Consider the following 24458-nt stretch of genomic DNA (forward strand, 5'->3'; position numbering starts at 1 on the left):
GCGCATGCGCGCCGGTGCCCCGCGCGGCCTTCACGCGGGATAGTGGGCGTCGTCCAGCAGCATGTCCTCGAAGAACGCGCCATAGCGGCCCTGCGGGTCGCGCAGGTGGATTTCCAGGATCCAGCGCATCTCCGACGGGCTGATGGCCAGGTCGGCGAGCGAGCCGGTGTGGATCGCCGCGTGCGGGAAGTCGGACACGCGGTGGCCGGGCAGGTCGAAGTTCAGTTCCCAGCCCATGGCGCGCGCCTGGCGGTCGGCGTAGGCGTACAGCGCCTGGCCGCTCAGCCGCTGGCGCAGCCAGACGCCGCGCACGTCATGGAACAGCGCCTCGGCGTCGCGGGCGCAGCGCGCCTGCCGCGCGTCGTCGCCCACCACATAGCTCTTGCCGCCATCGCCTTCCCAGGCATCCAGGCGCGGCGCGATGTCGAGGAAGAAGATGTCGTGTTCGCCCAGCACCGCGCCGGGCGTGGAGGCCTGGCGCATGGCCTTCATGGTGTTGGCGCCGAAGCGCACCCGCGTGGGATGCCAGCTGAGCGCCATTCCGGCGTCGATCAACGTCTGTTTGGCGAGGGCGACGGCGTCTTCCTCGATCATGCCGGGCCGGATGCGGGCGGCGATGTCCTCGATGGCCTGGCGCGTCTTGTTGCGGGCCAGCAGCATGCCGTCGACCGAGAAAGCCGGGCCGACGCGTTCGCTGGGATCGGAATGAGGGGGGTGCATGAGGCGGTTTCCTTGCGTGGCAAGCCCGGGAAGGGCGGTACGGAAAGTCTGGGCGCGCCCGCGGTCACGGACCAGCGGCGGATGGGGCGGATTGCGGCCAGGGTGGCGCGCGCGGCGGCCAACCCGGGCGGTGGCGGCGGATGGCGGCCGCGCTGGCGCGGATTGCGGCCAAGGCAAGGACAGCGCGGTGGACACCGCTGTCGTTGCGCTAAGGTAGCGTGTGTTGGCGGCGCGCCGTCGCCATGCCTGCGCCGCGCGGCCGCGCGGCGCAGGCTTCCCGGTTATCCGATCCCATGAAATCCGTCGCCATTCTCGTTTTTCCCGGCGTGCAGTCGCTGGACGTCAGCGGGCCGCTGGACGTGTTCGCCGAGGCCAACCGCTTCCTGTTGCCCGCCAGCCAGTACCGGATGGAACTGATCGGCCTGACGCGTGGCGCGGTGCCCTGCTCCAACGGCATGCTGCTGGTCCCGCAGCGTCACTACGCGGAGGTCGACGAGGCGCCCGACCTGCTGCTGGTCGCGGGCGGGCCGGACCTGCCGGCGGCGCGCGAACCGGACGAAGGCCTGGCCTGGCTGCGCGGGGCCTGTGCGCGCGCCGGCCGTTACGGCGCGATCTGCAACGGTATCTTCCTGTTGGCTCGGGCAGGCCTGCCTGCCGGCGCCATCGTGACCACGCACTGGAACGATGCGCAGGCGCTGGCGGCGCGCTATCCGGAGCTGCGGGTCGAGTCCGACCGGCTCTACGTGCGGGATGGCCGGCTGCACACCTCGGCGGGGGTGACCGCCGGCATCGATCTGGCGCTGTCCCTGGTGGCGCAGGACCACGGGCCCGACGTGGCGCTGAACGTGGCCAAGCGGCTGGTGGTGTTCATGCAGCGCGCCGGCGGCCAGTCGCAGTTCAGCCCCTTCCTCACGCCGTTCGTCGAAGAGACGTCGGCGGTGGCGCTGGTGCAGCAGCACGTGTTGGGCCATCTGGCCGACGACCTGGGGGTGGCGGCGCTGGCGGCGGTGGCCAACATGAGCCGCCGCAATTTCGCGCGCGTGTTCCTGCGCGATGCCGGCATCACGCCCGCGGAATTCGTCGAGAGCGCGCGGCTGGATGCGGCCCGCGCGCGGCTGGAGCGCGAGTCGGCGCCCCTCAAAACCGTGGCCTTTCATTGCGGCTTTCGCGATGCCCGCCACCTGCGCGAGGTGTTCCAGCGGCGGCTGGGCGTGTCGCCCAGCCAATACCGCGCCAGCTTCGGCCGCCCGGGCGGCGCGGGCTGAGGCGGCGCGCGTCAGCTGCCGGCGGTTTCCGGCTTGCGGCGGCGGGTGACGCCGGTGTCGAACCGTTCCACGCCGGGACGCGCGGCGGGACGATCGAAACGCTCGACGCCGGGACGATCGAAACGCTCCACGCCCGGGCGCGCCGCGGGCCGGTCGAAGCGTTCGACGCCGGGCCGCGCGAAGCGTTCGACGCGCGGCGGGCTGTGGGTCTTGGCCTGCACGCTCTCGGCGGCGGCCTGTTCGCGCTTGGCGATGATTTCTTCGGCGCGCTGATGGTGCGGCGCCATCTTGCGCACCATCACGCGGCCGTCGCGCGGGAAATAGTTGATGCGGCGCGCATGCACGTCGCCCAGGTCCTGCGCCTTGACCGGAATGCCTTCGGTGCGCAGGTAGTTCAGCACGAACTGGCCGTTACGCTCGCCGATGTTCATCTGCTGCATGGCCGACAGCACCGCGCCGCCGCCGAACACCTTGGCCTCGAGGCGGTCGCGTACCGCGCCGGCCTTGAGCAGTTCGTTGATCAGCACTTCCATGGCGAAGGCGCCGTAGCGCATGGTGGCCGAGGCCGGCGACTGCATGTCGCCTTCGGGCAGCATGAAATGGTTCATGCCGCCGACCCCGGTGACGGGGTCGTGGATGCAGGCGGCCACACACGACCCCAGCACGGTCGAGATCATGATGTCTTCGTCGGTGACGTAGTACTCGTTGGGGAGTACTTTCACCGCCTGGGACTGGAACGCGCTATCGAAATAATGGCGCGTCGCGCGGGCTTCAAGACGGGCGACCATGGGGCGTAATCAAGGGCAGGAACAACGATTGGGACACGAAGGCAGGGCTCGGTGGAACAATAAACGTTTCAAAATATGTAGAAAAATGTCGCTTTATTCTTGCATATCTGGCCTGTAATGGGGGGAAAACCTGTGTAACCGCAACTTTGTTATGTCCCTGAAAAATATGGCCGTTTGTCCGCCGGCCTGGCGTTTCGGCGCCATTCCTGGCGCGGCCCCCGGGGAGCGCAGGGCGGCCCGTGACACGGGACAGACGCCATGCGCACACTGGCCAGAGAAGGCCGCGGCGAGCAGGTGCTGCCATCGTACCCACGGCGGGCGCGGCCGTTCCCCGGATCACGGGGACGAAGGGGGGCTATACGTGGCTTTAGGCAGGCCGGCCTTCAGGAAAATCGGACGAAGACCGGTGCCCTTTTCAGAATCGCGTGCTGCGCGTGACGGACCAGCGCGCCGACAGCGCGCCCAGGGCGGCCGAGGCGACGATGGCCGCCAGCAGCACCGGCGCGCCGGGCAGATGCAGGGCGAATTCCGCCCCGTAGCTGCGCGCCAGGCCGAGCAGGGCGTTGTTCAGCGGCGACAGCGCCACCGCCGCCACGCCGATGGCCAACAGCGAGGCCAGGGCGCCGGACAGCGCGCCCAGGTACAGGAAGGGCCGCCGCACGAACGACTCGGTGGCGCCCACCAGGCGCGCCACGGCGATTTCCTCGCGCTGCGACAGGGCCTGCATGCGCACCGTGTTGAACACCGTGGCCAGCACCACCACCGCCACGCAGGCGGCCAGGAAGCCCAGGCCGATGCGGGCGAAGCGCAGGATGGCTTCGAGCCGTTGGACCCAGGCGCTGTCCAGCTGCACCAGGTCGACCTGGTCCCATTGTTTCCAGGCCTGCGCCAGCTTGTCGGCGCGGCCGGCCAGGTCTTCGCCGTCGGCCAGCGTCACCACCACCGCGTCGGGCAGCGGATTGCCGGGCAGCACGGCCAGCGCCTGTTGCCAGGCAGGATTGGCGCGCAGGTCGGCCAGGGCGTCGTCGCGGCCGACCACGCGCACCGCGCGCACGTCGCTGGCGTATTCGCCCTGGATGCGCTTGGCGATGTCGGCGGCGGCGCCGGCGGGCGCATCGACCCGCATGAAGACGGTGACCTCGGGGGTGACGGACATCTGCCGCGCCACCGGCTGCACCGACACCAGGATGGCGCTGCCCAACAGCGGCAGGGCCAGCGCCAGCGCCATCACCAGCAGGTTGGCGAGCGACGAGAACGGCTGCTTGACCAGCCGGCGCAGGGTGACCATGAGGGCATAGCGATGCTGCCGCAGCCAGGCGTTCATGCCGGTTCTCCCGCGATGCCGTGGCCGGCGTCGGCCGGGGGCGTGGCGGCGCCGTGCGAGTCGGCGAACCGTCCCGGGTCGATGCGCAGGGTGCGGGTGGCGTAGCGCGCCATGAGTTCCTGGTCGTGCGAGGCGATCAGCGTGGTGACGCCGACGCGGTTGAAGTCGCGGAACACGTTCATGATGCGCTGCGCGTTGTCGTGGTCGAGGTTGGCGGTGGGTTCGTCGGCGATCAGGATGGCGGGCCGGTTGACGATGGCGCGCGCGATCGCCAGGCGCTGCTGCTCGCCGCCCGACAATTCGATGGGATTGAGGTCTTCCTTGCCCGACAGGCCGACCTTGTCCAGCGCCGCGCGGGCCCGCGCGGCGGCCGAATTCCAGGGATGGCCGGTGACCGCCAGCGGCAGCATCACGTTTTCAAAGGCGCTGCGGTCGAACAGCAGGTGGGTGTCCTGCAGGATCACGCCGACGGCGCGGCGCAGGTAGGGCCGGGCGCGGGCGGGCAGCTTGTCGAGCCGCTGGCCGTTGACCTGGATCGAACCGCGGCTGGCGGGCTCGAGGCCGCCGATCAGCTTGAGCAGGGTGGACTTGCCGGCGCCGGACGGCCCCGACACGAAAACGAACTCTCCCGCGCTCACGCGGAAGTTGATGTCGGCCAGGATGTTGCGGCCGCGGCCATACGATTTGAAGACGTGCTGGAATTCGATCATGGCGGCTGTCGGATGAAGCCGCAATAGTAACTCGGGGACAGTAAGCTGGCCTAAAACGGCGTGGCGCCGGCGACGGAAAAAGTGTCCCGATGTGACGGAAATGAATCGGACGAAGTGACCGCCCGGACACGTTTATAGGACAGGAATAGTGTCCCCGTTTTTATCTCAAAACCCCGTTTGATTTCATCCAGTGTCCCTATATTTCAAGGGAATTCCCGGATGCGGAGGCCGCTTTGCGGACGCTACCATCCGCCCCATGCGTAAAGCCCAACCCGGCCTTGCGTTCGGCTTCGCTACACCCCTACGGAGATCACGATGAAAGTACTGAAACTCGCTGCCATTGGCGCCGCCCTGTTCGCTGCATCCGCGGCTGCCAATGCGGGTGCGACCTTCGATAACGTCAAGAAAAAAGGGTTTGTCCAATGCGGCGTTTCGACCGGCATCCCGGGCTTCTCGATCGCGGACAGCAAGGGTGAGTACAAGGGCCTGGACGTGGACCTGTGCCGCGCCATCGCCGCCACCATGTTCGGCGACGCCAGCAAGTTCAAGGTCACGCCGCTGAACACGCAGCAGCGCTTCACCGCCCTGCAATCGGGCGAAGTGGACGTGCTGACCCGCAACACCACCGTCACGCTGACGCGCGACACCACCCTGGGCCTGATCGGCGTGGGCGTGAACTACTACGACAGCCAGGGCGTCATGGTCTCCAAGGACCTGAACGTCAAGAGCGCCAAGGAACTGAACGGCGCCACCATCTGCGTGCAGCCGGGCACCACCACCGAGCTGAACCTGGCCGACTGGTTCCGTGGCCAGAAGATCGAATTCAAGCCCGTCGTGATCGACAAGTACGACGAAATCATCCGCGCCTTCTCGGCCGGCCGTTGCGATGCCTTCACGACCGACAAGTCGCAGCTGGCCTCGACCCGCACCACGCTGGAGAATCCGGACAAGTACATCATCCTGCCGGAAGACTTCTCCAAGGAGCCGCTGGGCCCCATGGTGCGCCAGGGCGACGAGCAGTGGTTCAACGTGGTCCGCTGGTCGCTGAACGCGATGCTGGAAGCCGAGGAATACGGCATCACGTCCAAGAACGTCGATGAAATGACCAAGAGCACCAACCCCAACATCCAGCGCATCCTGGGCGTGACCCCGGGCATGGGCAAGAACCTGGGCGTGGATGACAAGTGGGGCTATAACATCATCAAGCAGGTCGGCAACTACGGCGAAAGCTTCGAAGCCACGCTCGGCAAGAGCAGCGCGATGAAGCTGGACCGCGGCCTGAACGCCAGCTACAAGCAAGGTGGCTTGATGTACGGCTGGCCGGTGCGCTAACACACGGCTGCCCGGCATGGCGCGCGACGCGTGCCATGCCTAGCCCGCCTTCGAGCGGGCGGCAGGAGTGGACGGCGCGGGCCGCAAGGCCCCCGCTGCCCGGTGTCCGACTTCTGTAGATTCATTCATGACGACTTCAAATAAAAACGCCCCGATTTCGGCACCCCCCCGGCGTCTGAACTGGAACGATCCCGGCGTGCGCGCCGTGGTCTATCAAGTGATCGCACTGGCCGCCGTCGCCCTGGCGGTGTGGTTCCTGGTTTCAAACACGCTTCACAACCTGTCCGTGCGCAACATCGCCACGGGCTTCGGTTTCCTGCAACGCGAGGCCGGCTTCGCCATCGGCGAAACGCCCATCGCGTATACCCCCGCCGACACGTATGGCCGCGCCATCTGGGTGGGCCTGCTCAACACGCTGCGCGTGGCCGTGCTCGGCATCGTGCTGGCGACCATCCTCGGCACGCTGATCGGCGTCGGCCGGCTGTCCAAGAACTGGCTCGTCGCCAAAATCACCTCGGTCTACGTCGAAGTGATGCGCAACGTGCCGCTGCTGCTGCAGCTGTTCTTCTGGTATGCGCTGATCACCGAGAACATGCCCGGCCCGCGCCAGGCGCACAACCCGCTGCCGGGCGTGTTCATCTCCAACCGCGGCCTGAAGGTGCCGGCGCTGGAGGGCAACTCGCTCGACTGGATGCTGGCCGGCCTGGGCCTGGCCATCGTCGCCATCCTGTTCCTGGGCCACTGGGGCAAGAAGCGCCAGGAAGCCACCGGCCACGTGTTCCCGCTGGGCCGCGCCGCCATCGGCCTGCTGATCGGCTTGCCGATCGTCGGTTGGCTGGTCAGCGGCGCTTCGCTGACGCTGGACATGCCGGAACTGAAGGGCTTCAACTTCAGCGGCGGCCTGACGCTGTCGCCGGAGTTCGCCGCGCTGCTGGCGGGCCTGGTGATCTACACCTCGGCCTTCATCGCCGAAGTGGTGCGCTCGGGCATCCAGGCGGTCAACAATGGCCAATGGGAAGCGGCCGGGGCCCTGGGCCTGCGCCGCAAGCAGGTGCTGCGCCTGGTGGTGCTGCCGCAGGCGCTGCGCGTGATCATCCCGCCGATGACCAGCCAGTTCCTCAACCTCACCAAGAACAGCTCGCTGGCCGTGGCCATCGGCTATCCGGACATCGTGTCGGTGGTCAACACCACGCTGAACCAGACCGGGCAGGCCATCGAGGGCATTCTCATCATCATGGGCGCGTACCTCACGGTCAGCCTGTCGATCTCGATCTTCATGAACTGGTACAACAAGCGCATTGCGCTGGTGGAGCGTTGATATGAGCAGCACTACGCATACCCCCAGCGAAGGGCTGCCGCCGCCCAAGACCCATGTCGGCGCGTGGGCGTGGCTGCGCTCGCGCCTGTTTTCCTCGCCGCTGAACATCCTGATCACGGTGCTGCTGGCGTGGTTCCTGTTGATGTCGGTGCCGGCGCTGGTCGAGTGGGCCTTCATCAAGGCCAACTTCACCGCCGCCAACGCGCAGGAATGCCGCGCCTCGGTGGGCGGGGCCTGCTGGGCCTTCATCATCGAGAAGCACCGGCTGATCCTGTTCGGCACCTATCCGTACGACGAGCAATGGCGGCCGCTGATCGCGACCATCATCCTGGTCGCGGTGATCGTGTGCAGCGGCATCCGCCGTTTCTGGAACTGGAAGCTCGCCATCATCTGGACCGTCGGCCTGACCGCCGTGGCGATCCTGATGTGGGGCGGCGTGCTGGGCCTGACCTACGTCGAGAACGCGCGCTGGGGCGGCCTGCCGCTGACGTTGATCCTGTCGACGTTCGGCATCGCCTTCGCCTTCCCGATCGGCGTGCTGCTGGCCCTGGGCCGGCGCTCGAAGATGCCGGCCATCAAGGCGCTGTGCGTCGTGTACATCGAGCTGATCCGCGGCGTGCCGCTGATCAGCCTGCTGTTCATGTCGTCGGTGATGCTGCCGCTGTTCCTGCCGGAAGGGTTCTCCATCGACAAGCTGCTGCGCGCGCAGATCGCGATCATCATGTTCGCGGCCGCGTACATCGCCGAAACGGTGCGCGGCGGCCTGCAGGCGATCCCCAAGGGCCAGTACGAAGGCGCCGACTCGCTCGGCCTGAACTACTGGCAGCAGATGCGCAAGATCATCCTGCCGCAGGCGCTCAAGATCGTGATCCCGCCGCTGGTCAGCATCTTCATCGCGCTGTTCAAGGACACGTCGCTGGTGGTGATCATCGGCATCTTCGACCTGACGCTGGCGGCCAAGGCGGCCCTGTCCGACGCGGCATGGCGCGGATTCGGGGTGGAGGCGTATCTGTTCATCTCGCTGATCTACTTCGTCTTCTGCTTCTCCATGTCCAAATACAGCCAGGCGCTGGAAAAACGCCTGGCCACGGGCCACGCACGCTAGAACCTTGCCGCGGGTCCGCCACCGGCGGACCCGCAATGCGATATTTACGGGAGTACAGGCATGTCTGATGCCATCATTCGACTGCAGGACGTGAACAAGTGGTACGGCCAGTTCCACGTGCTGCGCAACATCAACCTGGACGTGGCGCCGGGTGAGCGCATCGTGGTGTGCGGGCCGTCGGGCTCGGGCAAGTCCACCATGATCCGCTGCATCAACCGGCTCGAAGAGCACCAGAAAGGCCACATCATCGTGGACGGCACGGAGCTCACCAACGACCTCAAGCACATCGAGACCATCCGCAAGGACGTCGGCATGGTGTTCCAGCACTTCAACCTGTTCCCGCACCTGACGGTGCTGGAGAACCTGACGCTGGGCCCGATGTGGGTCTTGAAGAAGCCGCGCGCCGAAGCCGAGGCCACGGCCATGAAATACCTGGAGCGCGTGCGCATCCCGGACCAGGCCAAGAAATTCCCCGGCCAGCTCTCGGGCGGCCAGCAGCAGCGCGTGGCCATCGCCCGTTCGCTGTGCATGAGCCCCAAGATCATGCTGTTCGATGAGCCGACCTCGGCGCTGGACCCGGAAATGGTCAAGGAAGTGCTGGACGTGATGGTCAACCTGGCCCAGGAGAGCGGCATGACGATGCTGTGCGTGACCCATGAAATGGGCTTCGCGCGCAAGGTCGCCAACCGCGTCATCTTCATGGACCGCGGCGAGATCATCGAACAGAACAGCCCGGACGAGTTCTTCGACAATCCGCAGAACGAGCGCACCAAGCTGTTCCTGAGCCAGATCCTGCATTGAGGCCGGGCGGGCTCCGGCCCGCCGCGCCCGGATCCGAAGCCGCCTTCCCTGGAAGGCGGCTTTTCTTTGGGTGCCGGCCGTTGGAGAGGCGGCGCGAAAGGGAAGGGGCCGAGCACGCCGGGGTGGCCGGCGCACGTTGTTTCCAGTCGGCCGGGGCGCGCCGTTCACGGGAAAAGCGCTCGGTTCTCCTGGTATCCCTTTGTTACGCCGTTCACCCCGCTGCGGTATGCTACCGACCGCCATCGATGCAATGAGAGGAGCAAACCAGATGAAACAGACCCCCCGCGGCGCCATGCGCCGCGTCCTGCTGGGCGGCGCCGCGGCCCTGGCCGCCACGCTGACCCTGGGCGCGCCCGCGCTGGCCCAGACCACCGATTTCCCCACCAAGCCGCTGCGCTTCGTGGTGCCTTACCCGCCCGGCGGCCCGCTCGACACCATGGCCCGCATGCTGGCCGAGAAGGTGCGCGGCTCGCTCGGCCAACCCGTCGTGGTGGAAAACCGCTCGGGCGCCGGCGGCAACATTGGCGCCGACCTGGTGGCCAAGGCCCCGGCCGACGGCTACACGCTGGTGATGGGCGCCGTCGCGACCCACGCCATCAACCCCTGGCTGTTCGCCAACCTGCCCTATGACCCGGTGAAGGATTTCGCCCCGGTCACCATCGTGGCGTCGGTGCCGAACGTGCTGGTGATGAACGTCGAATTTGCCGCCAAGAACAAGATCGAGAAGCTGTCGGACCTGATCGAGTACGCCAAGAAGAATCCGGGCAAGCTGAACTACGGTTCGGGCGGCAACGGCAGCGCTGGCCACCTGTCGGGCGAGCTGCTCAAGGCGCGCGCCGGCATCAACGTCGAGCACATTCCCTACCAGGGCGCGGCCCCGGCGCAATTGGCGCTGCTGTCGGGCCAGTCGGACTTCATGTTCGACAACCTGGCGGCCTCGGCGCCGCTGATCAAGGACGGCAAGGTCAAGGCGCTGGCCGTGACCACCGCCAAGCGTTCGTCGCTGCTGGCCGACGTGCCGACGGTGGAAGAGTCGGGCATCAAGGGCTTCGACCTGGGCACCTGGTTCGGCGTCTTCACGACCGGCGGCACGCCGGCGCCGGTGGTGGCCAAGCTGAACAAGGCCTACTCGGAAGCGATGCAGCAGCCCGACGTCAAGCAGCGTCTGCTGACGATGGGTTCGGAAGCGCCTCCCATGACGCCCGAAGCCTTCGCCGAGTTCGTCAAGAACGAAAAGGCCAAGTACCAGGAGATCGTGAAGATCTCCGGCGCCAGCCTGAACTGAGGCGGGCGTGCCTGGCGCGTCCCGTCGGGCACGCGCCAGGCCTGACGCCGCCCCTGTCCGTCGGGCGGCGCATCCCCCTGCGTATCCTTTGGGCGGCGCGATGGCGGCATCCGCGCTTCATTCGCGGGGTTCGATCATTCGCGCGGCGCGGCCAGCAGGCCGTCCACCAGCCGCGCCAGCAGCTTGCGGTCGGTTTCCAGGTCGGTGCAGCCGTACTGGTCGGCCTCGCGGTTGACCCAGGCGTCATGCGCGCGCCATTGGTCGCCCGCGGCGTCCAGCCGCAGCGCGTAGATCCAGATGCCGGTCCAGCTGCGATGAAAGCGCAGCACGCCATCGTCGAGATAGATGAACCACTTGTCTTCCATTTCCCGCGGGATGCGGCCCTGCCGCAGACGGGCGTACTGGTCGGCCGTGTAGGTGGCCTCAAAGGGCAGCGCGGCGCGCTTCTTCGGCGCAGGCAGGTGTTTCCAGGATGCGGCTTGGGCGTCGGGCATGGCAACCGGTTTGATCTATGCTGGCGGGATGCGCGCACGCTCGGAAGTCCGCGGGCGCGACCCCTCGCATACTAAGGCCAGAATCATGCATTTGTCCCCCGCCATTCCCATCCTGCGCATCTTTTCGGTCGACAAGGCGCGCGAGTTCTACCTGGATTTCCTCGGCTTCGAGTGGGACTGGGAACACCGCTTCGAACCGGGCCTGCCGCTGTACGCGCAGGTGCATCGCGGCGAGCTGGTGCTGCACCTGAGCGAGCACTACGGCGATGCCACGCCGGGCGCGGCCATCTTCGTGCGCGCCACCGGCGTCGACGATTACCAGGCCGAGCTGATCGGCAAGCAATACGGCTACGCGCGGCCCGGCGTCGAGGACGCGCCCTGGGGCCGGCTGCTGAAGGTGACCGACCCGTTCGGCAACCGCCTGACCTTCTGCGAATCGAGCGACTGAGCCCGTCAACCCCGCGGCCAGGGCCGCGCGCCTCACACGCCCAGGTAGCGCTGGGCCAGTTCGGGTTGCGCGGCCAGTTCGGCGGGCGTGCCCTGCCAGGCCACCCGGCCTTTTTCCAGCACGTGGTGGCGGTCGACCAGCGTGGCCATTTCCTTCAGATTCTTGTCGATCACCAGGATGGTCTGGCCTTCGTCCTTCAGGCGCCGCAGGCAGTTCCAGATCTCGTGGCGGATCAGCGGCGCCAGGCCCTCGGTGGCTTCGTCCAGGATCAGCAGGCGCGGGTTGATCAACAGCGCGCGCCCCACCGCCAGCATCTGCTGTTCGCCGCCCGACAGGGTGCGGGCCGACTGGCCGCGCCGTTCCTTCAGGCGCGGAAACAGCTCGAACACGCGATCGATGTGCCAGCCGGGACGGGCCTGGCGCGCGGTGGCGACCAGGTTCTCCTCGACCGACAGCGAGCCGAACACGCGCCGGCCCTCGGGCACCAGGCCGATGCCGAGCCGGGCGATGCGGTGCGGCGCCAGGCCCGTGATGGGCTGGCCGTCCAGCAGCACCTGGCCGCCCTGCGCCGGCAGCATGCCCATCAACGTCTTGACGGTGGTGGTCTTGCCCATGCCGTTGCGGCCGATCAGCGACACCACCTGGCGCGGCGCGATGTCCAGGTCGACGCCGAACAGCACCTTGCTGGCGCCGTAGCCGGCCTGCAGTTGCGCGACTTGCAGCATCAGTCTTCCTCCTCGCCCAGATAGGCGGCGCGCACGTCGGGGTGGCGGCGCACCTCGTCGGGCGTGCCGGTGAAGATGGTCTTGCCGTAGACCAGCACGGTGATGCGGTCGGCCAGCGCGAACACCGCGTCCATGTCGTGTTCGACCAGCAGGATGGCGTACTGGCCTTTCAGTTCGCGCAGCAGGTCGGTCATGCGCTGCGATTCCTCGGCGCCCATGCCCGCCATGGGTTCGTCCAGCAACAGCACGGAGGCGTCCAGCGATAGCGCCATGGCCAGTTCCAGCTGCCGTTTTTCGCCATGGGCCAGGGCCGACACGCGCACGCCGGCGCGGTCGGCCAGGCCCACGCGAGCCAAGGCCGCGCGCGCCGGCTCGCGCAGGCGCGCCATGCGGCGCGCATTGCGCCACAGGTTGAAGCCGCCGGGGCTGCGCGCCTGCACCGCCATGGCGACGTTGTCCTCGGCGGTGAACTGCGGGTACAACTGGCTGATCTGGAACGAGCGCGCCAGCCCGGCCGCCGGCCGCTTGTGCGCGGGCAGGCGGGTGATGTCGCGGCCGTCGAGCAGGATGCGGCCGGCGTCGGGCAGGATCTCGCCGCTGATCTGCGACAGCAGCGTGGTCTTGCCGGCGCCGTTGGGGCCGATCAATGCATGCAGTTCGCCGGGCCGCAGTTGCAGGTCGACGCCCTGGGTGGCGCGGACCGCGCCAAAGGCTTTCCGCAGGCCCTCGATGGCGAGCTTGGCCGGTTCAGTCATGGTGCGCGCCTCCCGTCAGCCAGCCATAGACCCCGCGCTTGCCGAACAGCACCACCAGCACCAGCACGGGGCCGAGGATCAGCATCCAGTGCTCGGTCCAGGCGGTGGCCAGTTGCTCCAGCCCCAGGTAGACGGCCACGCCCAGCACCGGCCCGAAGATCGAGCCCATGCCGCCCAGGATCACCATGGCCATCAGCTCGCCGGACTTCTGCCAGCCGGCCATGTCGGGGCTGACGAACAGCGCGTAGTTGGCCCACAGCGCGCCGGCCAGGCCGGCGCCGGCGGCCGACAGCACGAAGGCGGTCAGGCGGTAGCGCAGCGGCGCCAGGCCCAGCCCGGTGCTGCGGCGCGGATTCTGCCGCAGGCTCTGCAGCGCCATGCCGAAGGGCGAGTTGACGATGCGCCGGCACAGGAATACCCATGCCGCCAGCAGCGCCAGGCAGACGTAGTAGAACGTGACCGGTCCGTTCAGGTCCAGGCCGGGCAGCGTGTTGCGCGCGTCGATCGACAGGCCGTCGTCGCCGCCGTAGACCACCAGCCCCACCAGGATGAAGTACAGCATCTGGCCGAAGGCCAGCGTGATCATGATGAACTGCACGCCCGCGGTGCGCAGCGACAGGAAGCCCACCACCAGCCCGGCCAGCGCGGCGCAGGCCACGGCCAGCGGCCACATGACCAGCGCGGCCTGGCTGCCGCTCCAGCCGAACAGCGTGTCGCCCTGCGCGAAGTGGTAGCCGGCGATGCCGATCACGTAGCCGCCCAGGCCGAAGAAGGCCGCGTGGCCGAAGCTGACCATGGCGCCGTAGCCCAGGATCAGGTCGAGGCTGACGGCGGCGATGGCGTAGATCAGGAAGCGGGTCATCAGGTTGACCAGGAAGGCTTCGCCGGTGGCCGAGGCCAGCGCCGGCACCAGCGCGAACAGCGCCAGCCCGGCCAGGTTTACGAGGGTTTTTCGGCTCATGGGTTTCCTAGCGAGTCGCCGGCACGAGGCCGCGCGGCTTGAACAGCAGCACGATGGCCATCAGGATGTAGATGCTTGCCGAGACCAGGCTGGAACTGGCCGAGTCCGACAGCTGCGGCGGCAGCAGGCGCGACATCCAGAAGGGGATGTAGGCGCGGCCCAGCGCGTCGGTCATGCCGATCATCAGCGAACCGGCCAGCGCGCCGCGCACCGAGCCCACGCCGCCGACCACGATGACGACGAAAGTGGTGATGAGGATGCGTTCGCCCATGCCGATCTCCACCGCCAGCAGCGGCGCCGCCATGACGCCGGCGAAGCCGCACAGCAGCGCACCGAGCGTGAAGATCAGGGTGAACAGACGCTGGATGTTCACGCCCAGCGCGTCCACCATCTCGCCGTCGTCGGCGCCGGCGCGCACCAGCATGCCGACGCGGGTGCGCGAGATCAGCAGCCACAGGCCCAGCGCCACCAGCACGCCGGCGCCGATGAAGGCTAGCCGCATCACCGGATAGTTCAGGCCGGGCAGCAGCGCCACCGAGCCGGCCAGGAACGGCGGGATGTCCATGAACGGCGGGCTGCGGCCGAACAGCACCGTGACCAGCTCGTTGGTGAACAGCGTCAGCCCGAGCGTGGCCAGCACCTGGTCCAGGTGGTCGCGGCGGTAGAGATGGCGGATCACCAGCAGCTCCACCACCAGCCCGTACAGCGCGGCGCCGGCCAACGCGGCCAGCAACGCCGCGAAGAACGAGCCGGTGGCCGCCGCCGCGCTGGCGGCGCAGAACGCGCCCACCATGTAGAACGAGCCGTGCGTCAGGTTGATGACGTTCATGATGCCGAACACCAGCGTCAGGCCGGCCGACAACAGGAACAGCAGCGCGCTGTACTGCAGGCCGTTCAGGACCTGTTCCAGGAACATCAGCATGGCGGGCTCCGGAGGCTACATCTTGCAGTCGGCCGCGTGCACGTCGGTATGGTCGCGGGCGATCACCTTGAGGTTCTTGTAGACCAGCTTGCCATCGGGCCCGGACTCGATGTGCAGCAGGTACCAGTCCTGGACCGGGTGCTGGTTGGGGCCGAACTTGAACTTGCCGCGCACGCTGGGGAAATCGGCGCGGCGCAGCGCCTCGCGGAAGGCGTCGGCCTTGCCGGTGATATCGCCGCCCACGGCCTTCAGGCCCGAGCCGATCAGGTTGGCGGTGTCGTAGGCCTGGGCCGCATAGGCGGTGGGCGCGCGGTTGTAGGCCTTGGTGAAGGCTTCGACGAAGTGCTTGTTCTGCGGATTGTCCAGGTCGGCGCTCCACAGCGAACTCAGGTAGAAGCCCTTGCCGGCGTTGCCGGTGGCGGCCAGCATGCGTTCGTCCATCGAGTAGATGGGCGTGATCATCTTGATCTTGTCGGCCAGGCCGGAGTTGGCGAACTGCTTGGTCAGGTTGATGCCGGCACCGCCCGGATGGAACTGGAAGATGGCGTCCGGGTTGAGCGAGCGGATGCGCGCCAGCTCGACCGAGAAGTCGGCCTGTTCGAGCTTGGTGTAGATCTCGTCGGCGATCTCGCCCTTGTAGGTGCGCTTGAAGCCGGCCACGGCGTCGCGCCCGGCCTGGTAGTTGGGCGCCATGACGACGATGCGCTTGGCGCCCAGTTCGTTGGCGGCGATGCCGGCGGTGTCGGCGTACGAGTCGTTCTGGAACGCCACCGAGAAATAGTTGGGGTTGCAGGCCTTGCCGGCATAGTTGGAGGGGCCGGCGTTCAGGCTGACGTAGAAGCCGCCGGCGTTGAGCACGGTCGGCCCGACCGCGGCCATGACGTTGGAGAAATTGATGCCGGTAAAGAGGCGCACGCCGCCCTGCACCATCTTGTCGGCGATCTGCTTGGCGTTGGCGGGCTTGAGCGCGTCGTCCTCGACCCGCACGTTGACCGGCACCCCGCCCAGCTTGCCGCCGCCTTCCTTGACCGCCAGCATGAAGGCGTCGCGTTCGTCCTCGCCGATGTAGCCAGCGGGGGTGGACAGCGTGCCGATGAAGCCGATGTCCACGGGTTTCTGCTGCGCCTGGACGCCGCCGGCGGCCAGTGCCAGCAGCAGCGCGGCGCCGCCGCGGGTGATGCGTGTCGTCATGGTTGTCTCCTCCTGTGCCTGCTTTTTTTATGGCTGGATGGGTCCCGCGAGACAGTTCTCCACCTTCCAGCCGTAGAGCCACTGCAACGCGTCGTAGAACTGGGACTGGCCGCGGCCGGTCCACAGCATGTTGCGCACGGTGCGTTCGACACCGCGCGCGTGATAGAGCCTGCCCATTTCGCGGGTCGACCAGACCACGCGCGCGCTGCGCGGGATGCGCACCGATTCGTACAGCCGGAAGGCGGCTTGCAGGTCGTGGTCGCAGCGCTTGACGGCCTCGCCCAAAGTCACCGCGTCTTCCAGCGCCATGCAGGCGCCCTGGGCCATGTACTGCGTCATGGGATGGGCGGCGTCGCCCAGGATCGTGACGCGCCCCTGGCCCCACTGTTCGACCGGCTCGCGGTCGGCGGTGGCCCAGCGCTTCCAGGAGGTGGGGCGGTCCAGCATCTGGTGCGGGCGCGGGTGGATGCCCTGGAAGTACGACAGCACCTCTTCCTTGCTGCCTTCGCGCACGCCCCATTGTTCCTGTTCGCGGCTGTGGAAGGTCACCACCAGGTTGTATTGCTGGCCGCCGCGCAACGGGTAGTGCACCAGGTGGCAGTGCGGGCCGGCCCACAGCACCGGCGCGTTGATGCGCAGTTCCTCGGGCATGTTGTCGCGCTCGACCACGGCGCGGTAGACCACGTGGCCGGTCACGCGCGGCGGATCGCCGATCAGGTGCTCGCGGATCACCGACTTGACGCCGTCGGCGCCGATCACCGCGTCGGCCTGGTAGCGGTTGCCTTCGGTGTCGGTGACCTCGACGCGTTTTTCGTCCTGCTTGACGCTGGCGATCTGGGTCGAGGTGCGAAAGCGGATCAGCGGGTTCTGCTGCACCGCTTCCAGGATGGACAGATGGATGTCGGCGCGATGGATCACGGCGTAGGGGCCGCCGAAGCGTTCGCGGAAGGCCTCGCCGGTGTCGATGCGCACCACTTCGCGCGCGTCGACCGCGTCCATCATGATGATGTGGTCGGTGAAGACCGCGCGCTGGCGCGCCGTGGCGCCCACGCCCAGCGCGTCGAGCGCGGCGAAGGCGTTGGGGCCGAGCTGGATGCCGGCGCCGATCTCGCCGATGTGCGCGGCCTGTTCCAGCAGTTGCACCGCGATGCCCTGGCGCGTCAGCGCCAGCGCCGCGGCCAGGCCGCCGATGCCGCCGCCCACGACGATGACGGATTGGGGCGGGTTCTTTGCGGGAGTTGCGTTCATTGCGTGGTTCCTTGCGTGTTCACTCTTGGCGGCCGAGGAAGGCGCCTTGCCGTTGCAGTTGCGCCTGCAGCGCCGCCACGGGCACGTCGGCAGGCGCGTTGCCGTCGCGCAGCGCCATGGCGGCCGCGGTGCCGGCGGCCTCGCCCATGACGAAGCAGCTGCCGCTGACGCGCGCGGCCGACTGGCCTTCGTGCGTCATCGACGCGCAGCGTCCGGCCACCAGCACGTTGGCGGCCACGCCCGGGCCGCGGCGCGGCACCATCATGCGGAACGGCAACTGGTTGTAGCCGCGCGATCCGGGAATCGGCGGCCACAGCCATTGCACGTCGCCGGCGGTGTGCATTTCCAGCGGCCAGCCGTTCACGCCGATGCTGTCCTCGAAGTCGGCGCAGCCCAGCACGTCTTCCTTGGTCAGCATGGCCTCGCCGACGATGCGGCGGGTTTCGCGGATGCCCAGTTGCGGCGCGATGTCGAGCACATAGGCGTTTTCGAAGCCCGGCACCTTGGCGCGCAGGAACTTCAGGTATTCGGTGATCTGGCGGCGGCCTTCCAGCTCGCCGGCCGAGAGCGAGGCGGCGTCGGTGCCGTCGGCCGCGCTGCCGTCGGCGTTGGCCAGCTGGGTGACGTTGACGCGCCACTCGTAGTCATGCTTTTGCGGCCGCACGATGGCGCCGCGCCGCGGGAAGGTGAATTCGCCGCTGGCGGCGGCCTGGTCCATCAGCCGCGGGATGGTCTTCCAGGCCTCCTGGGCGCGGGCGCCATCGACGTTGCCGACCTTGAACATCAGCGTGGGGTAGAGCATGTGGCCCTGCGCGTCGCCCTTTTCGAACGGCAGGCCGCCCCATTGCGCGATGTCGGCGTCGCCCGAGCAGTCGATGAAGACCTTGCCGCGCACCGCGCAGCGGCCGGACTTGGTCTCCAGGAACAGTGCGTCGACATTGCCGGCGGCGTCGCGCGCCAGGCCGGTGGCCAATGCGTGGAACAGGATTTGTGCGCCGCTGTCCTGCACCATGCCGTCGGCCGCGCACTTGAAGGCGGCGATGTCGTAGGCCTGGGCGTGGATCTTGCCCAGGATCAGGTGCGGGTCGTTCAGGCCGTCCAGCGCGCGCATGCGGTCCAGCAGTTCATCGGTCATGCCATGCACCACCTGGCGGATGGCGCCGCGCACATTGGCGTGCAGGCCGCAGAAGTTGGAGACGCCCGCCGCCGTGCCCATGCCGCCGAGAAAGCCATAGCGTTCCACCAGCAGCACGCTGGCGCCGTTGCGGGCGGCGCTGGCGGCCGCCAGGATGCCGGCGGGGCCGCCGCCCAGCACGACGACGTCGTATTCGCCGTAGAGCGGCACCTGGCGGGCGGGTTCGGTGAGGGTCATGCCTTGTCTCCTTGCTTGTCCTGCTTGACTGCGTGCTGTGTTGCGAAATGCCGGGCCGGCTGGCCCGTCCTGCCGGCCCGGCCTACTGGCCCTTGATGCCGAGCTTGGTGATCAGCGGTTCCCAGCGCTTGAGCTCATCGTCCATGTAGGCGCGGAACTCGGCCGGCGTGCCGCCGACCGGGTCCATGAACTGTGCCTGCAGGCGCTTGACCACCTCGGGGTCGCGGATCGCCTGGATCAAGGCGTCCGACAGCTTCTTCTGGATGTCGGCGGGCACCTTGGACGAGATCACGAAACCGATCCAGGCCGAGCCCTCGATGCCGGGCACGCCGACTTCGGCCAGCGTGGGGATCTCGGGCAGCAGCGTGGAACGCCTGGACGAGGTCACGGCCAGCGCCTTCAGCCGGCCGTCCTTGACCATGCTCATGACGGCGATCGGCGGCAGCGCGGCGAACTGCGTGTCGCCCGACAGCAGCGAGGTCAGCGCGGCCGGCGACGACGGATACGGCACGTGCGTGGCGCGCGCGCCGATCCGCTGCAGCAGCAGTTCCACCGCCAGGTGCGAAACGGTGCCGGCGCCGGGCGAGGGGAAGTTGTACTTGTCGGGGTTCTTCTTGAGGGCTTCCAGCAACTGGCCGACGTTGTCGATGCCGGAGTTGGCCGGCACCACCAACACGTTCGGCTGGTGCACCGCCAGCGTCAGCGGCGACAGGTCGGTGGCGGGGGCGTAGGGCAGCTTGTCGAACAGCAGCGTGTTGTTCACCAGCGGGCCGGTGATCGAGACGCCGAAGGTGTAGCCGTCGGGCTTGGCGTTGGCGATGGCGAAGGTGCCGATGTTGCCGCTGGCGCCCGGCTTGTTCTCCACCACCACGGTCTGGCCGAGGATGGCGCCGGCCTTCTCGCCGACGATGCGCGCCACCTGGTCGGGGCTGGAGCCCGGACCGAACGGCACCAGCGCCTTGAGCGGCTGCGACGGCCAGGCGTCGGCGGCCCGCGCCGCGCCCAACGGCGCCAGCGCGATCAGCCCCAGCGCCAGCGCGCGCGCCGCGACGGTGCGCGCCCGCGCCAGGGTTGAGGACTTATGCATGCTTTTCTCCCGCGATCTTCATATTGTTGAAATAGGTCTGTTCGTTGGCGATGAAGGCCGCCACCATGGCGCGGTAGGCCGCGTCCACCACCTGGTCCAGGTTCTCGAAGCCCTGGTTGTGGCGCTCGGCCAGGCGCCGCACTTTTTCGAACACCTCGGCCTGGCGCGCCGGCGCGCTGACCTGGAAGGCGTCGCGCTTGAAGCGCGCGGCATCCTTCACGTACATGGCGCGTTCGGCCATCAGGCGCACGATCTCGTCGTCCAGGCGGTCGATGTTGGCGCGCACTTCGGCCAGGTTGGCGCACAGCGGGCGGTAGGCCGGATCGGTGTATTCGCGCAGCGGCGCGCCCTGGGTGTCGGGCTCCCGGCCCGGGGATGCTTGCGAGGTCACTTGATGTAGTCCGGTTGGTTGCCGGGCGCGGCCTGCTGGAAGGCCGGCTGCGCAAGGCAGTGGTCGTACACGCCGAGCAGGCGCGGATAGGCCGACAGGTCGCAGCCCATGCGCTGGGCATTTGCCACCTGCGGCACCACGCAGCAGTCCGCCAGCGTCGGCGCGTCGCCGAAGCAATAGGCGCCGCCGCCATGGCGCGCCAGCAGCGCCTCGACCGCGGTCAGGCCTTCGCGGATCCAGTGGTGGTACCAGGCGTTCTTCTGCGCCTCGGTGGCGCCCAGTTCTTCCTGCAGGTAGCGCAGGATGCGCATGTTGTTGACCGGGTGGATGTCGCAGGCGATGGCGTTGGCCAGTTCCAGTACCCGCGCGCGTTCGCGCGGCGCGGCCGGGATCAGGCGCGGCTCGGGGTGCGTGGCGTCCAGGTAGTCGATGATGGCGAGCGATTGCGACAGCTGGAAATCGCCTTCCGTCAGCAGCGGCACGCCGGCAGACGGGTTCCGCGCCACGTAGTCGGCGGCGCGCTGCTCCTGTTTGCGCAGGTTCACCGGCACGATGTCGACCGCCAGGCCCTTGAGCGCCAGCGCGATGCGCACGCGGTACGAGGTGGAGCTGTTGAAGAAGCTGTGCAGTTGCATGGATGGCGGTCCTCAGGCGATCTGCACGCTGAGGGCGCCCAGGCCGTCGACGCCGCCGACCATCCGGTCGCCGCGCGTCACCGGGCCCACGCCTTCGGGCGTGCCGGTGTAGATCAGGTCGCCGGCTTCCAGGCGGAAGTAGCGCGACAGGTAGGCGATGGTCTCGGCCACCGACCAGATCAGCTTGCCGATGTCGCTGCGCTGCTTGTCGGCGCCGTTGACCTGCAGCCAGATGCCGGCGCGGTGGATGTCGCCGGCCTGCGCGGCGGGCACCAGCGGGCCGATCGGCGCGCTCTGGTCGAAGGCCTTGCCCAGTTCCCACGGGCGGCCGGCTTCGCGCATCTTCATCTGCAGGTCGCGGCGCGTCATGTCCAGGCCGACGGCATAGCCCCACACGTGTTCCAGCGCGGCGTCGACCGCGATGTTGGCGCCGCCCTTGCCGATGGCCGCCACCAGTTCGATTTCGTAGTGGAAGTTGGCGGTCTCGGACGGATAGGGCAGCGTCAGCGTGGCGTCCGGCGCCACCGGCACCACGGCGTCGGCCGGCTTGCAGAAGAAGAAGGGCGGTTCGCGGTCGGGATCGAAGCCCATCTCGCGGGCGTGGGCGGCGTAGTTGCGGCCGACGCAATAGACGCGGCGCACGGGGAAGCGATCCGGGTTGCCGGCGACGGGCACGGCGACGGGGTCGGCGGGAGCAAACACGTAAGACATGAATCAACCTTTGAAGGCGGAACGGAAAGGGGGAGGGCGGGCGCCGCGGCCCGCCCGCTTCAGGCGGTGCGTTCTTCGCGCCACAGGCCCAGCGCGTCCTGCACCGGGCGGTCGGAATAGCTGAACAGGGTGGCGTCTTCCAGCGCCGCCAGCTGCACCGGCTGCCACGACGGCGCCACGAACACGTCGCGCGGGCCGAAATGGAATTCGGCGTCGCCGACGCGGGCGATGCCGCGGCCTTCTACCACGCTGTAGACGGTGGAATCGGTGCTGCGATAGACCTTGCCCTGGAAGCCGGCCGGCAGCAGCTGCATGAAGGTGGCCATGGTGGGCATGGGGTAGCCGCCCGTGGCCGGGTTCAGGTAGCGCAGCTTGACGCCGTCCCAGGGGTCCAGCTCGCCATGGCGGTAGAGCGCGTCCAGCGCCTCGCGGCTGCGCTCGTAGGGATAGTTGAAGATCGGCGAGGTGCCGCTGGTGGCGCGGTGGCGCACCGGCGCCATGTTGTGGCCGTAGCGCGCCATGCTGTCGCCTTCGGGACGCGTGACCGGCTGGGTGGCGGACGGATAGTTCTCGGCGAAGCCGGCGTCCAGGAAGCGCAGCAGCGGGATGTCCAGGCCATCCAGCCAGACCACCGGTTCGCCGCCGTCGACGGTCTCGGCGTTGCCGTGGTCGTGCCAGGTCCAGGACGGCGTGATGATGAAGTCGCCCGGATGCATGGTGGTGCGCTCGCCATTGACGGCGGTGTAGGCGCCGCGGCCTTCGACGATGAAACGCAGGGCCGACTGGGTGTGGCGGTGGCTGGGCGCGATCTCGCCCGGCAGGATCAGTTGCAGGCCGGCGTACAGGCTCTGCGTGATGCTGGCCTGGCCGGGCAGGCCCGGGTTCTCCAGGATCAGCACGCGCCGCACGGCTTCCTCGGCGCTGATGAGCGAGCCGGAAGCCAGCACGTCGTCGCGCACCTCGTCGTATTTCCAGATCGCTGGCACGCAGCGCGGCGCGGGCTGGCGCGGCACCAGGTTGTGCAGCGACTCCCACAGCGGGGCCATGTGCTTCTGGGCGATGCGCGCGTAATAGGCGGCGCGATCCGCGCCGGGGGGGTGACCGTCGGGCATGTCTGTCTCCTGGGGCCGGCGTCGGGGCCGGCTTCTGTGGGCCCGACGCGGCGGGCGCGGCGGGGCCTGATATGGAGACGATTATGCGTAACGAGCTATGTGTTTTGAAATGAAATTATCTTATTATCCATACCAATAACTATATGGATAAGAGACCAAAGGGGACTCCATGGACTGGACTCACCGGTTGCGCCTGCGCAACCTGAAAATGCTGCTCAGCCTGGCCCAGACCCGCAACATCAGCCACTCGGCCGCGATGCTCAACACGACCCAGCCGGGGTTGTCGAAATGGCTGAAGGATCTGGAGGACGACATCGGCCTGCCGCTGTTCGAGCGCCATGCGCGCGGCCTGCGGCCCACGCCGCATGGCGACGTGCTGATCGCGCACGCGCAGCGGGTCGAGGCGCAGCTGGACCGCGCCAGCGCCGACATGGCCGCGCTGCGCGAGGGCGGCGGCGGACGGGTGGTGATCGGCGCGTCCGGCGCGTCGGCGTCGGACACCGTGCCGCTGGCGGTGATGAAGCTGCTCGAACGCATGCCGCAGGCCCGCGTGAAGCTGGTGGAGGGCACCACCGACCGCCTGCTGGCGCAACTGGCGCAGGGCGACCTGGACATCGTGGTGGGCCGCTCGGCGCCCGAGCATCATGATCCGGCCATCCGCTTCGAGGCCCTGTACCTGGAGCCGATCCACCTGGTGGCGCGGCCGCGCCATCCCCTGTTCGCGCTGGAGCAGCCGGGCTGGCCCGAGCTGCTGTCGTACCGCTGGATCCTGTGGCCCAAGGGCACGCCGATCCGCAACGCGGTCGACGCCGCGCTGGCGGCGGCCGGCCAGGCGCCGCCGGCCGATCACGTCGAATCCAATTCGGTCACCATCAACCTCACCCTGATCAACAACAGCGACATGATCGGCGTGGCCTCGCATCGCGCCGCGCTGCGCTTCACGCAGATGAAGGCGATGCGCATCATCCCGGTGCGCCTGTCGGGCTTCGGCTCGGTGGCCATGTACTGGCGCGAGGACGCGTTCCGGCCGACCGCCGTGCAGGAGGCGATGGCCGCGCTGCGCAACACGGTGGCGGAACACGCGCCGGGCGTGACGAGGCTCTGATGGCGCCATCCGGGCCCGGACTGAATGCGCTGATCGCGCAATGCCGCCGGCTGGAGGCGGCGCTGCGCGACGAGGCGGGCGCGCCGGACGCGTCCGCGGCCATGCACCGTTTCGTCGCCGAGATGGATGCGCGCGCCACCCCGCCGGGGCTGTGGTCGCCGCTGGCGCTGGCGGTGCTGACCATGGTCGGCGGCATCGGTGTCGGCATCGGCCTGCTGAGCCTGCTGCTGCGCCCGGCCGGGCCGGCGCTGGCGGCCTTCGCGCTGGTGCTGGCCTGCGCCGCCACGGCCCTGGCGCTGGCGATCGGGGTGGTGGCCTTCATGGGCGGCTACAGCCTGGGGCTGGTGCTGCTCAAGCGCACCGCGCTGGCGTTGGCCTCTGCCGGCGTGCTGGGCCTGATCGCCTGGTCGCAGGGCGACATGCGCGCGGTCGGCCCGGTGGTCGCGCTGCTGGGCGGCGCGGGCGCGTGGCTGCTGATGAACAGCAATGCGTTCTATGTATTCGCCGGCTATCGCGTGGCGCTGCGGGTGATGCAGGCGCAGGCGCGGCGGCCGTAAGCGGTCGGCTGCGTGCGCGTGATGGGTGGCGGGGGAGGGGCCGAGGCCGCCGATGCCTCGCGGCGATCCGCGCGCAGGCAGCCGGCGCGTGTCAGC

At 68.4% G+C, this 24458-nt stretch carries 26 protein-coding genes; 9 read left to right on the plus strand and 17 right to left on the minus strand.

Annotation, left to right across the window (positions count from 1 at the left end; genetic code table 11):
* Positions 1 to 30: 30 nt before the first annotated feature.
* On the minus strand, positions 31 to 720 hold the full coding sequence (locus DK459_RS08775) for a M24 family metallopeptidase (RefSeq protein ID WP_049055611.1): 690 nt from the start codon (positions 718 to 720) through the stop codon (positions 31 to 33).
* A 293-nt stretch (positions 721 to 1013) separates the two neighbouring features.
* Here DK459_RS08775 and DK459_RS08780 point away from each other — a divergent pair, with 293 nt between their 5' ends.
* Positions 1014 to 1985 carry a GlxA family transcriptional regulator gene (locus tag DK459_RS08780; protein ID WP_053497551.1) on the plus strand — a complete coding sequence of 324 codons (972 nt, stop codon included), beginning with the start codon at positions 1014 to 1016 and terminating at the stop codon, positions 1983 to 1985.
* Positions 1986 to 1996: 11 nt separating this feature from the next.
* Here the strand turns inward: DK459_RS08780 and cheD are convergent, their stop codons facing one another.
* The 3 genes from cheD to DK459_RS08795 all read right to left on the minus strand — a co-directional run bounded on the left by cheD (position 1997) and on the right by DK459_RS08795 (position 4807).
* Positions 1997 to 2773, minus strand: coding sequence for a chemoreceptor glutamine deamidase CheD (gene cheD, locus DK459_RS08785; protein ID WP_024067616.1), 777 nt, complete (start codon positions 2771 to 2773; stop codon positions 1997 to 1999).
* Between the two features lie 415 nt (positions 2774 to 3188).
* A complete protein-coding gene (locus tag DK459_RS08790; RefSeq protein WP_054498455.1) occupies positions 3189 to 4097 on the minus strand; it encodes an ABC transporter permease in 909 nt (302 codons plus the stop codon).
* Positions 4094 to 4807, minus strand: a complete 714-nt coding sequence (locus DK459_RS08795) for a cell division ATP-binding protein FtsE (RefSeq protein WP_006386903.1) — start codon at positions 4805 to 4807, stop codon at positions 4094 to 4096. Before DK459_RS08795 ends, DK459_RS08790 begins: the two co-directional genes overlap by 4 nt.
* A 315-nt stretch (positions 4808 to 5122) precedes the next feature.
* Between DK459_RS08795 and DK459_RS08800 the strand changes: the two genes are divergently transcribed.
* From DK459_RS08800 to DK459_RS08820, 5 genes are all read left to right on the plus strand, one after another.
* Positions 5123 to 6139 carry an amino acid ABC transporter substrate-binding protein gene (locus tag DK459_RS08800; protein ID WP_020925350.1) on the plus strand — a complete coding sequence of 339 codons (1017 nt, stop codon included), beginning with the start codon at positions 5123 to 5125 and terminating at the stop codon, positions 6137 to 6139.
* A 127-nt stretch (positions 6140 to 6266) separates the two neighbouring features.
* Complete coding sequence (locus DK459_RS08805; RefSeq protein WP_053497546.1) at positions 6267 to 7457, plus strand: amino acid ABC transporter permease; 1191 nt, start codon at positions 6267 to 6269, stop codon at positions 7455 to 7457.
* A gap of 1 nt (position 7458) precedes the next feature.
* Positions 7459 to 8562 carry an amino acid ABC transporter permease gene (locus DK459_RS08810; protein WP_006386909.1) on the plus strand — a complete coding sequence of 368 codons (1104 nt, stop codon included), beginning with the start codon at positions 7459 to 7461 and terminating at the stop codon, positions 8560 to 8562.
* Between the two features lie 60 nt (positions 8563 to 8622).
* On the plus strand, positions 8623 to 9363 hold the full coding sequence (locus tag DK459_RS08815) for an amino acid ABC transporter ATP-binding protein (RefSeq protein WP_006386910.1): 741 nt from the start codon (positions 8623 to 8625) through the stop codon (positions 9361 to 9363).
* Positions 9364 to 9631: 268 nt separating this feature from the next.
* Positions 9632 to 10648 carry a tripartite tricarboxylate transporter substrate binding protein gene (locus DK459_RS08820; RefSeq protein ID WP_006386911.1) on the plus strand — a complete coding sequence of 339 codons (1017 nt, stop codon included), beginning with the start codon at positions 9632 to 9634 and terminating at the stop codon, positions 10646 to 10648.
* A 134-nt stretch (positions 10649 to 10782) separates the two neighbouring features.
* On the opposite strand, the gene DK459_RS08825 is transcribed toward DK459_RS08820, so the two are convergent.
* Positions 10783 to 11142: a hypothetical protein gene (locus tag DK459_RS08825; protein ID WP_006386912.1), complete on the minus strand. Its 360-nt coding sequence runs from the start codon at positions 11140 to 11142 to the stop codon at positions 10783 to 10785.
* Positions 11143 to 11227: 85 nt separating this feature from the next.
* Between DK459_RS08825 and DK459_RS08830 the strand changes: the two genes are divergently transcribed.
* The gene (locus DK459_RS08830) at positions 11228 to 11590 is read left to right on the plus strand and encodes a glyoxalase superfamily protein (RefSeq protein ID WP_006386913.1); all 363 of its coding nucleotides are present in this window, start codon (positions 11228 to 11230) and stop codon (positions 11588 to 11590) included.
* Between the two features lie 32 nt (positions 11591 to 11622).
* Here the strand turns inward: DK459_RS08830 and DK459_RS08835 are convergent, their stop codons facing one another.
* The 12 genes from DK459_RS08835 to gtdA form a co-directional block, all read right to left on the minus strand.
* On the minus strand, positions 11623 to 12315 hold the full coding sequence (locus tag DK459_RS08835) for an ABC transporter ATP-binding protein (protein ID WP_006386914.1): 693 nt from the start codon (positions 12313 to 12315) through the stop codon (positions 11623 to 11625).
* A complete protein-coding gene (locus DK459_RS08840) occupies positions 12315 to 13070 on the minus strand; it encodes an ABC transporter ATP-binding protein (protein ID WP_020925347.1) in 756 nt (251 codons plus the stop codon). The genes DK459_RS08835 and DK459_RS08840 overlap by 1 nt, the downstream gene beginning before the upstream one ends.
* The gene (locus tag DK459_RS08845; RefSeq protein ID WP_006386917.1) at positions 13063 to 14031 is read right to left on the minus strand and encodes a branched-chain amino acid ABC transporter permease; all 969 of its coding nucleotides are present in this window, start codon (positions 14029 to 14031) and stop codon (positions 13063 to 13065) included. Before DK459_RS08845 ends, DK459_RS08840 begins: the two co-directional genes overlap by 8 nt.
* Before the next feature lie 7 nt (positions 14032 to 14038).
* Positions 14039 to 14953 carry a branched-chain amino acid ABC transporter permease gene (locus DK459_RS08850; protein ID WP_006386918.1) on the minus strand — a complete coding sequence of 305 codons (915 nt, stop codon included), beginning with the start codon at positions 14951 to 14953 and terminating at the stop codon, positions 14039 to 14041.
* A gap of 15 nt (positions 14954 to 14968) precedes the next feature.
* A complete protein-coding gene (locus tag DK459_RS08855; RefSeq protein ID WP_006386919.1) occupies positions 14969 to 16144 on the minus strand; it encodes an ABC transporter substrate-binding protein in 1176 nt (391 codons plus the stop codon).
* A 27-nt stretch (positions 16145 to 16171) separates the two neighbouring features.
* Positions 16172 to 17392, minus strand: a complete 1221-nt coding sequence (locus DK459_RS08860; RefSeq protein WP_054448525.1) for a 3-hydroxybenzoate 6-monooxygenase — start codon at positions 17390 to 17392, stop codon at positions 16172 to 16174.
* A 19-nt stretch (positions 17393 to 17411) separates the two neighbouring features.
* Positions 17412 to 18764 (minus strand): FAD-dependent oxidoreductase, encoded by a 1353-nt coding sequence (locus DK459_RS08865; protein ID WP_020925344.1) that lies wholly within the window; start codon positions 18762 to 18764, stop codon positions 17412 to 17414.
* 82 nt (positions 18765 to 18846) lie between these two features.
* Positions 18847 to 19851, minus strand: a complete 1005-nt coding sequence (locus tag DK459_RS08870; RefSeq protein WP_038502759.1) for a tripartite tricarboxylate transporter substrate binding protein — start codon at positions 19849 to 19851, stop codon at positions 18847 to 18849.
* Positions 19844 to 20242 (minus strand): chorismate mutase, encoded by a 399-nt coding sequence (locus DK459_RS08875; RefSeq protein ID WP_006386925.1) that lies wholly within the window; start codon positions 20240 to 20242, stop codon positions 19844 to 19846. Before DK459_RS08875 ends, DK459_RS08870 begins: the two co-directional genes overlap by 8 nt.
* Positions 20239 to 20877 carry a maleylacetoacetate isomerase gene (gene maiA, locus DK459_RS08880; RefSeq protein WP_020925341.1) on the minus strand — a complete coding sequence of 213 codons (639 nt, stop codon included), beginning with the start codon at positions 20875 to 20877 and terminating at the stop codon, positions 20239 to 20241. Before maiA ends, DK459_RS08875 begins: the two co-directional genes overlap by 4 nt.
* 12 nt (positions 20878 to 20889) lie before the next feature.
* Positions 20890 to 21588: a fumarylacetoacetate hydrolase family protein gene (locus tag DK459_RS08885; protein ID WP_054499556.1), complete on the minus strand. Its 699-nt coding sequence runs from the start codon at positions 21586 to 21588 to the stop codon at positions 20890 to 20892.
* 59 nt (positions 21589 to 21647) lie between these two features.
* Positions 21648 to 22700, minus strand: coding sequence for a gentisate 1,2-dioxygenase (gene gtdA / locus DK459_RS08890; protein WP_020925339.1), 1053 nt, complete (start codon positions 22698 to 22700; stop codon positions 21648 to 21650).
* 169 nt (positions 22701 to 22869) lie between these two features.
* On the opposite strand from gtdA, the gene DK459_RS08895 reads away from it, so the two are divergent.
* Together DK459_RS08895 and DK459_RS08900 are read left to right on the plus strand one after the other, a co-directional pair.
* Positions 22870 to 23805 (plus strand): LysR family transcriptional regulator, encoded by a 936-nt coding sequence (locus DK459_RS08895; protein WP_006386930.1) that lies wholly within the window; start codon positions 22870 to 22872, stop codon positions 23803 to 23805.
* Positions 23805 to 24362 carry a hypothetical protein gene (locus DK459_RS08900; protein WP_110134642.1) on the plus strand — a complete coding sequence of 186 codons (558 nt, stop codon included), beginning with the start codon at positions 23805 to 23807 and terminating at the stop codon, positions 24360 to 24362. Before DK459_RS08895 ends, DK459_RS08900 begins: the two co-directional genes overlap by 1 nt.
* The last annotated feature ends 96 nt before the right edge of the window (positions 24363 to 24458 follow it).

Source organism: Achromobacter sp. RW408 (assembly GCF_003184165.1).
Lineage (GTDB): Bacteria > Pseudomonadota > Gammaproteobacteria > Burkholderiales > Burkholderiaceae_B > Achromobacter > Achromobacter xylosoxidans.